At 73.9% G+C, this 13,862-nt stretch carries 13 protein-coding genes; 6 read left to right on the top strand and 7 right to left on the bottom strand.

Features of this window, described 5'->3' with window-relative positions:
* Positions 1–74 precede the first annotated feature (74 nt).
* Entirely contained in the window at positions 75–1,424 is a 1,350-nt protein-coding gene (gene glnA / locus ACLQ22_RS13140; RefSeq protein WP_121400411.1) for a type I glutamate--ammonia ligase, read from the bottom strand.
* A 188-nt stretch (positions 1,425–1,612) separates the two neighbouring features.
* Between glnA and ACLQ22_RS13135 the strand changes: the two genes are divergently transcribed.
* From ACLQ22_RS13135 to ACLQ22_RS13125, 3 genes are all read left to right on the top strand, one after another.
* Complete coding sequence (locus ACLQ22_RS13135) at positions 1,613–3,373, top strand: NAD+ synthase (protein WP_425692511.1); 1,761 nt, start codon at positions 1,613–1,615, stop codon at positions 3,371–3,373.
* Positions 3,374–3,504: 131 nt separating this feature from the next.
* Positions 3,505–4,350, top strand: coding sequence for a 3-methyl-2-oxobutanoate hydroxymethyltransferase (gene panB, locus ACLQ22_RS13130; protein WP_366641929.1), 846 nt, complete (start codon positions 3,505–3,507; stop codon positions 4,348–4,350).
* A 119-nt stretch (positions 4,351–4,469) separates the two neighbouring features.
* Positions 4,470–5,126 (top strand): hypothetical protein, encoded by a 657-nt coding sequence (locus tag ACLQ22_RS13125; protein ID WP_425692510.1) that lies wholly within the window; start codon positions 4,470–4,472, stop codon positions 5,124–5,126.
* 21 nt (positions 5,127–5,147) lie between these two features.
* On the opposite strand, the gene npdG is transcribed toward ACLQ22_RS13125, so the two are convergent.
* The 4 genes from npdG to ACLQ22_RS13105 form a co-directional block, all read right to left on the bottom strand.
* Positions 5,148–5,846: an NADPH-dependent F420 reductase gene (gene npdG, locus ACLQ22_RS13120; RefSeq protein ID WP_425692509.1), complete on the bottom strand. Its 699-nt coding sequence runs from the start codon at positions 5,844–5,846 to the stop codon at positions 5,148–5,150.
* Between the two features lie 142 nt (positions 5,847–5,988).
* On the bottom strand, positions 5,989–7,422 hold the full coding sequence (locus ACLQ22_RS13115) for an RNB domain-containing ribonuclease (RefSeq protein ID WP_425692508.1): 1,434 nt from the start codon (positions 7,420–7,422) through the stop codon (positions 5,989–5,991).
* A gap of 65 nt (positions 7,423–7,487) precedes the next feature.
* Entirely contained in the window at positions 7,488–8,384 is an 897-nt protein-coding gene (locus ACLQ22_RS13110) for a histone (protein WP_425692507.1), read from the bottom strand.
* Positions 8,385–8,460: 76 nt separating this feature from the next.
* Positions 8,461–8,664: a hypothetical protein gene (locus ACLQ22_RS13105; RefSeq protein WP_121400897.1), complete on the bottom strand. Its 204-nt coding sequence runs from the start codon at positions 8,662–8,664 to the stop codon at positions 8,461–8,463.
* 192 nt (positions 8,665–8,856) lie between these two features.
* On the opposite strand from ACLQ22_RS13105, the gene ACLQ22_RS13100 reads away from it, so the two are divergent.
* The 3 genes from ACLQ22_RS13100 (at position 8,857) to ACLQ22_RS13090 (ending at position 10,810) form a co-directional block, all read left to right on the top strand.
* Positions 8,857–9,300, top strand: coding sequence for a hypothetical protein (locus ACLQ22_RS13100; protein ID WP_425692506.1), 444 nt, complete (start codon positions 8,857–8,859; stop codon positions 9,298–9,300).
* A 192-nt stretch (positions 9,301–9,492) separates the two neighbouring features.
* The gene (locus tag ACLQ22_RS13095; protein ID WP_425692505.1) at positions 9,493–9,990 is read left to right on the top strand and encodes an NUDIX hydrolase; all 498 of its coding nucleotides are present in this window, start codon (positions 9,493–9,495) and stop codon (positions 9,988–9,990) included.
* The gene (locus tag ACLQ22_RS13090) at positions 9,983–10,810 is read left to right on the top strand and encodes a nucleotidyltransferase domain-containing protein (protein ID WP_425692504.1); all 828 of its coding nucleotides are present in this window, start codon (positions 9,983–9,985) and stop codon (positions 10,808–10,810) included. Before ACLQ22_RS13095 ends, ACLQ22_RS13090 begins: the two co-directional genes overlap by 8 nt.
* On the opposite strand, the gene ACLQ22_RS13085 is transcribed toward ACLQ22_RS13090, so the two are convergent.
* On the bottom strand, positions 10,800–11,666 hold the full coding sequence (locus ACLQ22_RS13085) for an AraC family transcriptional regulator (RefSeq protein WP_425692503.1): 867 nt from the start codon (positions 11,664–11,666) through the stop codon (positions 10,800–10,802). The genes ACLQ22_RS13090 and ACLQ22_RS13085 overlap by 11 nt on opposite strands.
* Positions 11,667–11,775: 109 nt before the next feature.
* The gene (locus ACLQ22_RS13080) at positions 11,776–13,854 is read right to left on the bottom strand and encodes a glycogen debranching N-terminal domain-containing protein (protein WP_425692767.1); all 2,079 of its coding nucleotides are present in this window, start codon (positions 13,852–13,854) and stop codon (positions 11,776–11,778) included.
* Between the last annotated feature and the right edge of the window lie 8 nt (positions 13,855–13,862).

The following is a 13,862-nucleotide window of genomic DNA, read 5'->3' as shown; positions in this document are numbered from 1 at the left end:
GCCGGCGCGGTGACCGAGACGATAGCGGCATCGCGCCAGCGGCGGGAGCCCGCTCCGGCGGCGGGAGGACGGACCTACAGCGACAGGTAGCGCTGCCGCTCGTAGGGGGTGACCTCGCGGCGGTACTGCTCCCACTCGGCCCGCTTGTTGCGCAGGAAGAAGTCGAAGACGTGCTCGCCGAGCACCTCGGCGACCAGTTCGGAGCCGGCCATCACGTCGATCGCCTCGGACAGGTTCTCCGGCAGCGGCTCGTAGCCCATCGCCCGCCGCTCGGCGCTGGTCAGCGACCACACGTCGTCCTCGGCGCCCGGCGGCAGCTCGTAGCCCTCCTCGATGCCCTTCATCCCGGCGCCGAGCAGCACCGCGAAGGCGAGGTAGGGGTTGGCCGCCGAGTCCGGCGAGCGGACCTCCACCCGGGCCGAGTTCGGCTTGCCGTAGGCGGGGACCCGGACCAGCGCGGACCGGTTCAGGTGACCCCAGCAGACGTACGCGGGACTCTCGGTGACCCGGTCCGGCAACGCCTGCGGGAACAGCCGCTTGTAGGAGTTGACCCACTGGTTGGTGACGGCCGTGTACTCCCGGGCGTGCACCAGCAGCCCGGCGATGAACGCCCGGGCCACCTTGGACAGCTTCATCGGGTCGCCGGCGTCGTGGAACGCGTTGCGCTCCCCCTCGAACAGCGACAGGTGGGTGTGCATGCCGCTGCCCGGCTGGTCGGTGAACGGCTTGGGCATGAAGGTGGCCTGCACGCCGGTGGAGAGCGCCACCTCCTTGACCACGTGCCGGAAGGTCATGATGTTGTCGGCCGTGGTGAGCGCGTCGGCGTAGCGCAGGTCGATCTCCTGCTGGCCGGGGGCCACCTCGTGGTGGCTGAACTCCACGGAGATGCCGATCCGCTCCAGCGCCAGCACGGCCTGCCGGCGGAAGTCGCGGGCCACGGCGTGCGTGGTGTGCTCGAAGTAGCCGCCGGTGTCGACCGGGATCGGCACCGAGCCGTCCAGCGGGCCGTTCTCCAGCAGGAAGAACTCGATCTCGGGGTGGGTGTAGAAGGTGAAGCCCTTCTCGGCGGCCTTCGACAGCGCCCGGCGCAGCACGTGCCGCGGGTCGGCCCAGGACGGACCGCCGTCGGGGAGCAGGATGTCGCAGAACATCCGGGCGCTCTCGCCGCTGACCCCGCCCTCGAACGGGAAGACCTGGAAGGTCGTCGGGTCGGGCATGGCCACCATGTCGGACTCGAAGACCCGGGCGAAGCCCTCGATCGCCGAGCCGTCGAACCCGATGCCCTCCTCGAAGGCCGCCTCCAGCTCGGCGGGGGCCACCGACACGCTCTTGAGCGTGCCCAGCACGTCGGTGAACCACAGCCGGACGAACCGGATGTCCCGCTCTTCCAGCGTACGGAGGACGAACTCCTGCTGACGGTCCACTTCCACCCCTCGCGACACCTTGCGCACCTGCGACCGGGGGTCGACCCGGCCTGACCGACCAGTCTCCACCGGCCTCGTTACGCCGACGTTACGCGACCGGCCGGCGGGCGTCCCGCCCTGTCCCGTGCCTCCCGTGATCTCGCCCCGCCCCGCGTGTCGGGCCCGCACGGCTGGGGCAAGATGAGGACATGCCCACCCTGCGTCTCGCCCTGTGCCAGGTCAACCCGACCGTCGGCGACCTCGCTGGCAACTCCGGCCTGGTCCGTGACTGGACCCGCCGGGCCGCCGACAGCGGCGCCCAGATCGTCGCGTTCCCGGAGATGATGCTGACCGGCTATCCGGTCGAGGACCTGGTCTTCCGCCGGTCCTTCGTCGCCGCGTCGAAGGCCGCGCTGGAACGCCTCGCCGCCGATCTCGACGCCGACGGGTTGGGCGCGCTGCCGGTGCTGGTCGGTTACCTGGACGCCGACGGCCCGCCGCAGGTGAGCGGCGACGCGGAGCCCGGTCGCGGCGCCCGCAACGCGGCGGCCCTGCTGCACCACGGTCGCATCGTCGCCACCTACTTCAAGCACCACCTGCCCAACTACGGCGTCTTCGACGAGGACCGCTATTTCGTCTCCGGCGACGCGCTGACCGTCGTCCGCGTCGGCGGGGTGGACGTGGCGCTGACCATCTGCGAGGACCTGTGGCAGGCCGGCGGTCCGTTCGCCGCCGCCCGCCAGGCCGGGGTCGGCCTGGTCCTCTGCGTCAACGGCTCGCCGTACGAGCTGAACAAGGACGACGTCCGGCTGCCGCTGGTCCAGCGCCGCGCCGCCGAGGCCGGGGCGATGATCGCGTACGTCAACATGGTCGGCGGGCAGGACGAGCTGGTCTTCGAGGGCGACTCGATGATCGTGGGCGCCGACGGCGCGCTGCTCGCCCGGGCCCCGCAGTTCGTCGAGCACCTGCTGGTGCACGACGTGGAGCTGCCCGCCGCCGGCGGGCCGGCCGGACCGGAGCAGGTGCTGGCGGACGGGATGCGCGTGGTGCGGGCCGAGGCCGGGGACATCCCGCCGACGCCCGACGGGCCGGCCGCCACCGGCGGCACGATCGCCCCGGTGGCCGACGAGGCCGAGGTGTGGCAGGCGCTCGTGCTGGGCCTGCGCGACTACGTCAACAAGAACCGGTTCCCCTCGGTGGTGCTGGGCCTCTCCGGCGGCATCGACTCGGCGGTCGTGGCCGCGCTGGCCGTCGACGCCCTCGGGCCCGACCGGGTGGTCGGCGTGTCGCTGCCCAGCCAGCACTCCTCCGAGCACAGCCGGGAGGACGCGGCCGAGCTGGCGAAGCGGACCGGGCTGGACTACCGGGTCGAGCCGATCCAGCCGATGGTGGACACCTTCCTGGCGAACATGTCGCTCTCCGGGGTCTCCGTGGAGAACCTCCAGGCGCGGGTACGCGGGGTGATCCTGATGGCGCTGTCGAACCAGGAGGGGCACCTGGTGCTGACCACCGGCAACAAGAGCGAGCTGGCGGTCGGCTACTCCACCCTCTACGGCGACTCGGTCGGCGGCTTCAACCCGGTCAAGGACGTCTGGAAGACGCTGGTCTGGCGGCTGGCGAAGTGGCGCAACGCCGACGCCGCCCGCCGGGGCGAGACCCCGCCGATCCCGGAGAACTCCATCGGCAAGCCGCCGAGCGCCGAACTGAGCCCGGGCCAGCTGGACAGCGACACGCTGCCCGACTACGACGTGCTGGACCCGATCCTGATCGGCTACGTCGACGGCGACCTGGGCCGCGACGGGCTGGTCGCGTCCGGCCACGACCCGGCCGTCGTCGACCGGGTGCTGCGGATGGTGGATACCGCCGAGTACAAGCGCCGCCAGTCCGCGCCGGGGGCGAAGATCTCGATGAAGGCCTTCGGGCGGGACCGACGGCTGCCGATCACGAACCGGTGGCGCGAGGACGGCTGAGCCGGTCGCTCCCGGGCCGGCGGCCCGGGAGTGACATCCTCCACTGCGCTCTGCCGCGGGCCGGTCGTCGGGTGCGACGATCGCGGCGGAACCCGGGGACCGCGCACGCGGCCTCGAGGAAGGAGAGAGTCATGGTGGAGTCCACCCCGTCCGAGGTGACCGCCCTCTACGGCGGCCCGGCCACCCGGCGGGTACGCACCCGCGACCTGGTCGCCGCCAAGGAGCGCGGCGAGCGGTGGCCGATGCTCACCTCGTACGACCAGTACACGGCCTCGATCTTCGACCAGGCCGGCATCCCGGTGCTGCTGGTCGGCGACTCGGCCGCGAACAACGTCTTCGGCTACGAGACGACGGTGCCGGTGACCGCCGAGGAGCTGCTCCCGCTGGTCCGCGCGGTGGTGCGGGCGACCCGGCACGCGCTGGTCGTCGGCGACCTGCCGTTCGGCTCCTACGAGGAGGGCCCGACGCAGGCGCTGCGTACCGCCGTGCGGTTCATGAAGGAGGGTGGCTGCCACGCGGTGAAGCTGGAGGGCGGCCGGCGCTGCGCGGCACAGATCGCCGCGATCACCGGCGCCGGCATCCCGGTGATGGCGCACATCGGCTTCACCCCGCAGAGCGAGCACGCCATCGGCGGCTACCGGGTGCAGGGGCGCGGCGACGCGGCCGACGACGTGATCGCCGACGCCCGGGCGGTGGCCGAGGCGGGCGCGTTCGCCGTGGTGCTGGAGATGGTGCCGGGGCAGGTGGCCAAGCGGATCACGGCGGAGCTGCCGATCCCGACCGTGGGCATCGGCGCCGGCGCGGACACCGACGCCCAGGTGCTCGTCTGGCAGGACATGGCCGGTCTGCGTACCGGCAGGGCGCCGCGCTTCGTGAAGCGCTACGCCGACCTGGCGGGTGCCCTGACCGACGCGACCCGGCGGTTCGCCGACGAGGTCCGGGGCGGCGACTTCCCCGCCGCCGAGCACACCTTCTGACACCGGCCGGCCGCCTTCCGCCCGGACGCCGCGGGACCGGCGTCCGGGCGGGAGGCGGTACGCGGCACCGGCGCCGCAGGACCCTCCCGCCCGCCTGCCTCGTGGCCGACAATCGTCCGGTGTTCGACTTCGGCATCCCCGGCTACCAGCCGACCTGGTCGCACGCGCGGCCCGATATCGAGACGGCGCACGGCGCACGGCTCGCCGCGCTGGCCGGCCGTACGCTCACCCGCGTCTGGCTGGTCTGGGACCTGGACGAGGACGAGTGGTTCGCGGACTGTCCGGTGCTGCTGGACTTCGCCGGCGAGCAGGTGGAGGTCAACCACCAGAAGTTCGACGATCTCTCGATCACCTGGAACTCGGTCTCCCCGGGCGGCCCGGTCGCCTGGCCCACCTCCGACGACTTCCGGCTGGCCTGGCGTTCCGCCGAAGGCCTCGCGGGCCACGACGAGGATGGTGTCGTCGCTGAGCCGCTGCCCGGGTTGGCCGCCCTGCCGGGCCGCCGGTTGCGCGAGGTCGCGCTGTTGGAGTGGCGGGGCGCAACGGGCGACCTGGCCAACGGCAGCCTCGCACTCGGCTTCGCGTTCGCCGACACCGATCTGGTCGTCTACAACGGCCTCGACGAGAACGCCCTCACCGTCGGCCCTCCGGACCCCCGTTACCGCCGCCACCCGCTCGGACGCGCGAACAGGCCGTTGGCTCCTGTCCCACCAGGCGGGGCTGCCGATCTTGGTAGGAACAGGCCCCTGGAGGGGCCGTTTCCCACCAAGATCTGAAGCGACGGACGCGGCCCGCCGTCAGAGGTCGGTGACGCGGATGCCCGCGTGCGCCTTGTAGCGCTTGTTGATGGCGATCAGGTTGGCGGTGAACGCCTCGATCTGGTGGGCGTTGCGCAGCCGGCCGGCGTAGATGCCGCGCATGCCGGGGATCCGCGCGGCGAGCGCGGCGACCACGCCCACCAGCTCGCGGTCCTCGGTGCAGATCAGCACGTCGAGGTCGATCCGGTCAATCTCCGGGTCGGCCAGCAGCGGCGCGCTGACGTGGTTGAACGCGGCGCAGACCCGGGAGTCGGGCAGCAGCGCGGCGGCCTGCTGCACGGCGCTGCCCTCGGCGACCGTGAGCGCGTACGGGCCCTGCTTGTCGAAGCCCAGCGGGTTGACGCAGTCGACGACGATCTTGCCGGCGAGCGGCTCGGCGAGCGCGGCGACGGTGGCGGCGTGCCCGTCCCACGGCACCGCGATGATCACCACGTCGCTGCTCCGGGCCACCTCCTCGTTGCCGGCACCGGTCACCCGAGCTTCGGCGGGCACGCCGGGCAGGGCCGAGATCTCCTCGGCGGACTGCGCGGCCCGCTCGGCGGATCGGGACCCGATCAGCACGGTCTGGCCGGCCCGGGCGAACCGGTAGGCGAGTCCCCGCCCCTGGTCGCCGGTGCCGCCGATGATGCCGACGGTCAGCCCGGACACGTCGGGCAGCGTGCTCGCGTCGTAAGCCATGCCGCCATCCTCGCAAACCGTGCGGCCCGCCAGCACCGGTAGGCGCTGTGACAATCCCCGCTGCACACGCCACCGCCCGACCCAACATGACACGGTGGCACCGGCCGCAGGGCGGGAACGCGGCGTGGCGGGCCCGGGAGCGTCAGGCCAGCTCGAAGGCCACCGTGCGGGCGACCGGGTCGGCGGTGACCAGCCGGACCCGCACCCGCTCGCCCAGCGGCAGTTCGCCGAGGCAGCGGGCGCGCACCGGCGGGTCGTCCAGCGCCACGGTGCCGCCGGGCCGGCGGCCCGGGCGGGCCTTGCCGTCCGGGGCCGCGTCGACGTCCAGCACCGCCGCGTCGAAGGTCTCCCCCACCCGGTGCTGGAGCAGCACCGCCTCGGCCAGCTCGATCGCGCCCCGGGTGGCCGCCGAGGCGGTCCGGTCGGTCGTGGCCATCACCTCGGGCAGCCGGGGCAGCGCCGCGCGGGCCCAGTCGGGCACCGCCCGGCCCTCGTGCAGCGCCAGGCAGACCTCCGTGGCGTAGCGGTCGGCCAGTCGCCGCAGCGGCGCGGTGACGTGGGCGTACGCGGCCGCGACCCCGCCGTGCTCCCGCTGCTCGGGCGGCGCGCCGTCGAAGGCGGTGTACGCGGCGCCCCGCATCAGCTCGGCGGCCTGGTCGACGAAGGCGGCGGCCCGGGGCTGCGACGGGTCCAGTCCGGCGATCACCTCGCCGGGGCCGGCCCCGTCCGGCCAGTGCACGCCCAGCGGGGCGGCGGCGGCCCGCAGCCGCGTCACCGCCTCGGGTTTCGGCGCCGGCATCGTACGCAGCAGGCCGATCCCCCCGGCGAGCATGAGGTCGGCGGCGGCCATCCCGGTGAGCAGCGAGATCTGGGCGTTGTGCTCCTCCATCGGCACCGGCCCGCGCAGCACCAGCCGCCAGCCGTCGCCCTCGGCCTCCACGTCCTGCTCGGGCAGCGGCAGGTTGATCGCTCCCCGGCGCAGGCCGCGCGCGGTGAGCAGGGCCCCGATCTCGGGCAGCAGGGCGATCGGGTCGGGCAGCCGGCCGGCGTCGGCGGCCGCCTGGACCCCGACGTAGTCCAGCTTGGCCCGGCTGCGCACCAGCGCGCGCTCCAGCGTGACCCCGACGGTGTCGCCGTCGGCGTCCAGGTCGATCGTCCACACCACGGCGGCCCGGTCGACGTCCGGCAGGAGGCTGGCCGCGCCCTCGCTGAGGGTCTCGGGGTGCAACGGCACGGTGCCGTCGGGCAGGTAGACGGTCTGCCCGCGTCGCCAGGTCTCCTCCTCCAGCGCGCCGCCGGGGCGGACGTGCGCGGCGACGTCGGCGATCGCGTACGACACCCGGTAGCCGCCGCCGGGGCGGTGGGCGAGGTGCATCGCCTGGTCGAGGTCGCGCGAGGTGGCGGGGTCGACGGTGACGAACGGGATGTCGGTGCGGTCGGCGGCGGGCCGGGGCGGCGCGGCCGCCGCGGCGTCGGCCTCGCGCTGCGCCGCGGCCGGGAACCCCTCGGGCAGTCCCAGTTCGCGGCGCAGCGCGCCGAAGTCGATGCGGGGTGCGAGTACGCGTCGGATCACCACGGGGTCAATCCTGACAGTGTGGCGGATGATCCGCTTCCCGGCGAGCGCCGTTCACCGCGTCGCGGTCAGCCGGTCGCCCTGCGCGCGTTCGCCCGTACGCCACGGGGAGCGGTGGCCCGGGCGGCGCTCGTCGGGGCGGGCGCCTTGCGGGCGGTGACCTTCTTGGCCGGCGCCTTGGCGACGGTCGTCTTCTTCGCCGGGACCTGCTTCGCCGCCGCCTTGCGGGTGGTGGCCGAGGAGGTCGCGGTGGCCTTCCTGGCGGGGGCCTTCGTCGCCGCGGCCTTGCGGGCGCCGCCGGTGGGCCGGGTCGCGGCCGTCTTCCTGGCCGGCGCCGTCTTCTTGGCGGTCGCCTTCTTCGCCGGGGCCTTCGCCGCCGTCGTGGTCTTCTTCGCCGCCGAGGTGGTGGTCTTCCTCGCCGCCGTCGTGGTCTTCTTCGCCGCCGAGGTCACCTTGCGGGTGGGGGCGGTGCCGCCGGCGGGGGCCTTCTTCGCCGGCGCGGTCGCCTTCCTCGCCGTCGTGGCGGCCTTCGTCGCCGCCTGCCGGGCGGGTGTCTTCGCCGAGGTCGTCTTCTTCGCCGCCGTGCTCTTGGCCGCCGCCGTCGTCCGCTTCGCCGCGGCGGGAGCCTTCTTCGCGGCGGTGGAGGCCGTCTTCTTCGCCGCGGCCGTCGTCTTCTTCGCCGCGGCGGCGACCCCGGTCGTCGCCTTCTTCGCGGGGGCCTTCTTCGCCGGGGCCTTGGCGGCGGGGGCCTTCTTCGCGGGCGCCTTGGCGGCGGGGGTCTTCTTCGCCGGAGCCCGTCCCGCACCGCCCGTCGCCTTCTTGGCCGGTGCCTTCTTCGCCGCCGTGGTCGTGGCGGACGGGCGCGCGGTCCGCGTCCCACCCGCGGTCCGCTCCGCCGCGGCGGTCTTCCTGGCGGTCGTACGTCTGGCGGCCGGGCGGGTGGTGGCCTGCTGTGCTTCGGCCATCTCGGTTCCCTTCCTGGGGACGTGCTCTCGCCCTCGCGGAGCACCAAGTACCTCGGCGCGGGCCATCCCGCGCCGCCTATCTGTCCTCCCCGGCCCAGCGGGCGTCCTCGGCCTCCCACGCGTCGTTGCGCTCCCGCACCGTCTGCAGGGCGTTCTCCGCGTCGGCGGCTGAGGCGTACGGCCCCAGAACGTGCCTGGCGGGGCACACGTCGGCGTCGGTCTCGACCCGGTGGTGCCGGGTGCACCAGTAGAAGTGCCCACCGCTTCCGCTGTCGCTCATGGGATCACTGTGCACCGCGAACCACCCGGCCGCCACCGGAACACCACAAGTCGCCGATGTTCTCCACAGTAGACGTGCTCCCGTCGGCAGGGGCTGGAACTGCGAAAACAGGACTGGTCGGGTGCGCGGTGCCCACCCCGCCGGCCCGCGACGGGGCAGCCGCGGGGCGGGCCCGTGCCGCACAATCGCCCCGTGCGACACGGGGGTGGGACATCGGTGTGGCTGCGGCGCGTACTGGCGGTGGCGGTGCCGGCGACCGTACTGGCGGTGGTCGGGGCGGCCACCGGGCTGCCGCTGCTGCGGGACCGGTCGCAGCAGCGGCTGGAGCAACGGGCCGAGCGGGAGGTGACCGCCACCGCGCAACTCGCCCGCGCGCGGTTGCTCGCCGAACCGACGGCCGGGGAGTCGACGCTGCGGCAGGCCGCCGACGCGGTGGACGGGGTCGAGGTGCTGACCGTGCGCAGCGACGGGCCCCGCGCGGAGACGACCGTACGGCTCTTCTTCCGCGTCCGGGTCGCCAAGACGGCGGCGTCCGTCTTCGGCTGGCAGCGGGCCGACTCGGCGGCGTGCTTCGCGCTGGCCGTGCCCGCCGACGCCGGCCCGGTCGCCCTCGAACGGCTGTCGTGCCCCGACTGACCCGGTGCGACCGGGCCGGGCCGCCCGACGCACAGCCCCGCACGGCAGCCGCCGACGGTCGCGCCCGCGTCCGGTGGGCATCGGCTGAACAGCCGGCTCCGGCGCGAGCAAGTACGCCCGGGTGGCCCGGGAGATCAGCCTGTCGGGGTGACGCGGGGCGATCCGCCGGACGAGGGCGGTTAGGGTCGCCGGATGGGCGTTCCGGACCACATCCTGCGGCTGCGCGAGCGCGTCGGCCACGACCTGCTCCTGCTGCCGAGCGTGAGCGCGGTGGTGCGCAACGACGCCGGCGAGCTGCTGCTCGGCAGGCGCGCCGACGACGGGCGTTGGTCGGTGGTCAGCGGCATCGTCGAGCCGGGCGAGCAGCCGGCCACGGCGGTGGTCCGCGAGGTGCGGGAGGAGACGGGCCTGGAGGTCGAGCCGGTGCGCCTGAGCAGCGTCGTGTCGCACCCGCACACCTACCCCAACGGCGACCGCTGCGAGTTCTTCAACCTCGGCTTCCACTGCCGGCTGGTCGCCGGCACCGCCCGGGTCAACGACGACGAGTCGGTGGCCGTGGAGTGGTTCCCGCCGGACCGGCTGCCCGCGCTCGACCGGCACGCCCGGTTGACCGTCGCGCACGCCCTCGACACCGGGGCGAGCGCGTGGTTCCTGCCCGCCGGGACGGCCTGGACCGAGTCCGATGACTGACCTCGACCCGCCCCTGCGCCGCTACCTCGCCGACCTGGTCGCCGCCGCCCGCGACGTCCTCGGCGACGACCTCGTCGGGGCGTACGCGGCCGGCTCGGTCGGGCTGGGCGCGTACCAGCCGGGGCGCAGCGACGTCGACGTGGCGCTGGTCTGCGCCGACGCCCTCGACCTCGGGCGCAGGCAGGAGCTGGTGGCGCGGCTGCGGCACGAGGCGCTGCCGTGCCCCGCGCGCGGGCTGGAGCTGGTCGTGTACCGCCGGGAGGTCGCCCACTCCGGCACGCCGGAACCGGGGTTCGAGGTCGAGCTGAACACCGGGGCGCGGATGCCGTTCCGGGCGACGTGGGCCGCCGCCGACCGGCCCGCCGAGGACGGCCTGTTCTGGTACGGCCTGGACCGCAGCATCCTGCACCAGTGCGGGTACGCCCTGCTCGGGCCGCCGGCCGCCGAGGCCTTCGCCGACCTCTCCCCCGCCGACCTGCGCCGCCTGCTGACCGACGCGCTGCGCTGGTGGCTGGCCCTGCCGACCCCGCCCGGCGACGGTCCCGCCCCGGGGGCCGAGGACGCGGTGCTCGGCGCCTGCCGCTCCCTGGTCAGGGTCCGCCACGGCGTCTGGCTGTCGAAGGTCGACGCCGGCCGCCGGCTGCTCGCCGACGGCCGGCCGGTCGACGCGACCGACGGCGGCGCGACCGCCGACCCGACCGGCGGCGCGACCGCCGACCTGATCGAACGGTCGATCGCGGCGCGGGCCGGCGGGCCGCCACCGAGCGGTCCCGAGGCCCGCGCCTTCCAACGCGGCGTGCTGGACGAGATCAGTCGGTGACGGGCTCCACCGGGATCCAGAGTTCGGCGTCCGCCTGCGTGCCGTCCGCCGACAGCCGGGTACGCGAGATCTCCGGTCCCGGCCGGCTGCGGTACGGGTTGGACGGGAACCACTGGGTGAACACGTCCCGCCACAGGTACTGCATTGCCTGCGGGAACGCCCCCGAGGTCTCGAAGACCGCCCAGGCGCCCGCCGGCACGGGCAGCGCGTCCATGTCCTCCGGCGCGTCCGCGCCCGTCACCACGCCGTACCAGTAGTCCAGCTCGGTGCCCTCCGCGCGGCTGTCGGCCACGTCGGCGCTGACGTTGACGACGCCCTGCGGCTCCTGGTCGGACAGGGCCTCGATCCGGCGTACCGTCTCGGGCGGGATGCCCTTGACGAAGGCGACGATCGCCGGGTTCATCCCCTCGTGCACCAGCGGCACCCGGGCCTTGCGGCCCACCAGCTGGAACCCGTCCTTGTGCACGATCCGGTATCGCATGCTGCTGCTCCCTTCGACGACGAGTCGGAAGGACATCCGGGGCTGGGACTGCAAAGCCGCCCCCGTACGCCGGGCCTCGCCGGGGCCCACGCCGTGCACGGCGTGGAACGCCCGGGCGAACGCCTCGGTGGAGCCGTAGCCGTAGCGGACCGCGACGTCGAGCAGCGTCCGCTCCCCCGCGAGCACCTCCGCGCCCGCGACCGTGAGCCGCCGCCGCCGGATGTACTCGGACAGGCCGACGCCCGCCAGCGCGGAGAAGATCCGACGGAAGTGGTACTCCGACGTCACCGCGATCCGCGCCAGCTCGGCCACCTCGATCTGTTGGTCGAGGTGCCGCTCGATGTGCTCCATGGCCTGGTTGAGCCGCTCCAGCACCCGGTTCTCCTTCCCGTTCCGAACAGCAACGCTAGGCGCGCGGGAGGTTGGCGCACCCGACATGCTGTGCCCGGATCGGTCGCCCCGGTCGCGGCACGGGCATTATGGCTCAGGAAAGACCCGGATCGGGCCCGCCGCCGTTGGTTCGTGGCTGGTCGAAGCGGTGCCGGGCGAACGCGTCCACCCTGCCCCAGCGGCCCGGGATGTCCAGCAGTGCGAGCCGGTCGAGGCCGGGCGGCAGCGCCGGGTCCACGGCGAGGTGGTCCTCGTGCGGTTCGATGCCGAGCATGACCCGGATGAGCAGCAGGGACGCTCCGCTGGACCACGCCTGCGGGCTGCCGGCGGTGGGATACCGGACCGGGTACCGCGTGGTGTGGCGGTCGAATCCGCCGAACGCTTCGGGAAGCCGGCCCTGGAAGTAGGTGGCGGCGTCGATGACGCCCTCGGCGATGCGTCCCGCCTCGTGGGCGAATCCATAACGGCGCAGACCCCAGGCGATGAACGAGTTGTCGAAGGGCCAGACGGTGCCGCGGTGGTATCCGAGCGGGTTGTAGCGGCCCTGCCCCTCGGCGAGGGTCCGCACTCCCCAGCCGGAGTAGAGCGCCGGCCCCATCAGGTGCTCGGCGACCCGCGCCGCCCGCTCCGGCGGCACGATGCCGCTCCACAGCAGGTGCCCGATGTTGGAGGAGAGGCTGTCGACGGGAGTGCCGTCGCCGTCGAGGGCGAGCGCGTAGTAACCCCGGTCGTCGAGCCAGAAGTCCCGGTTGAAGCGGTCGTACAGCGCCGCCGCCTCGCTCTCCAGCCGGTCCGCGAAGGCCGGGTCGTTCCAGAACGTACGGGCCAGCCGCGCCGCCCGCATCTTGGCGTCGTAGGCGTAGCCCTGGGCCTCGCAGGTGGCCCTGGGGAAGCCCGGCAGCCTGCCGTCGGCGTAGGAGATGCTGTCCCAGGAGTCCTTCCAGCACTGGTTCTCCAGGCCCGTGAGCCGGTAGCGTCGCTCGTACCAGAGGTAGCCGGTGGACGTCAGGTCGGCGTACTGGTCGATCCACGCCAGGGCCGCCCGGGCCTCCTGCTCCAGCTCCATCACCAGCGCCGTGTCGCCGCTCCACCGTTCGTACTCGTCGAGCAGCACCACGAACAGCGGCGAGGCGTCGACGGTGCCGTAGTACGGCGAGTGGGGCTGCTCCTCGAACGCGGCCGACTCGCCGTAACGCAGTTCGTGCAGGATCCGGCCGGGGTCCTCTTCCAGGACGTTGTCGGTCCGGGCGCCCTGCAACGAGGCGAGGATCCGCAGCGTCGGCGGGGTCAGCGACGGGGTGAAGGGCAGGGTCTGCAGGCAGGTCAGCAGGCTGTCCCGGCCGAACAGGGTCATGAACCAGGGCAGCCCCGCCGCCGGTACGGCCGCGCCGCCGAGCGAGAGCGGGGCGAAGCGCAGCGCCGCCAGGTCCACCAGGCTGCGGTGGTACACCTGTTTCAGTGCGCTGCTGTCGGTGTCCAGCTTCGGGGCCTCCGCGAGCCACTCCCGCACGCTCGTCGGCAGGGTGTCGGCGTCCGGGCGCAGCGCCCGCACCGCGGCACGGAGGTCGACACCGTCCGGACGCAGCGCCCGCATGACCACCCGCAGCTCCGTCGACCAGCGGGCGCCGGGCGGCAGCCGGAGCGTGAAGCGGAGACCGCCCTCGTCGAAGTCGGCGGGCTCGCTGGCCGAGACGGACACCTCGCGCTGGAACGTGCCGCGCCGGTAGCCCAGCCGCAACTCGTCCGGACCGACGTGGAGGTAGTGGCTGCCGGCCTTCTGGCGGACGTCGAACTTGATGTCGAAGATGTCGGCGAAGTCGGCCGCCACCTCCAGTCGTACGTCGAGGTCCATCTCCTTCTCGCCGTAGTTGAACAGCGTCAGCGACTCGGTGAGGTCCGGTCCGATCCGCCGCCGCCGGATCGCCGACACGTCGGCCTCCACGTAGTCGGTCTGCCCGCCCGGCACCACGAAGAACGCCGCCTCGTAGTACTGGCTGTCGTCCACCGACAGCGCGGTCAGCCGCTCGCCGTTGACGGTGAGCACCCATCGGGACAGGAAACGCGAATCGGCGGCGAACAAGCCGACCGGGGTCGCGGGCGACGACTCCACGTCACCGCTGGAATCCGAGACGATGAAGGTGCTGCCGTCGATGCACGACACGGTGCCCGGGATGTCCTTCA

This window comes from Micromonospora sp. DT178 (assembly GCF_049841695.1).
In the GTDB taxonomy this organism is placed as follows: Bacteria; Actinomycetota; Actinomycetes; order Mycobacteriales; family Micromonosporaceae; genus Micromonospora.
This window is presented reverse-complemented; position numbering and strand designations above follow the sequence as displayed.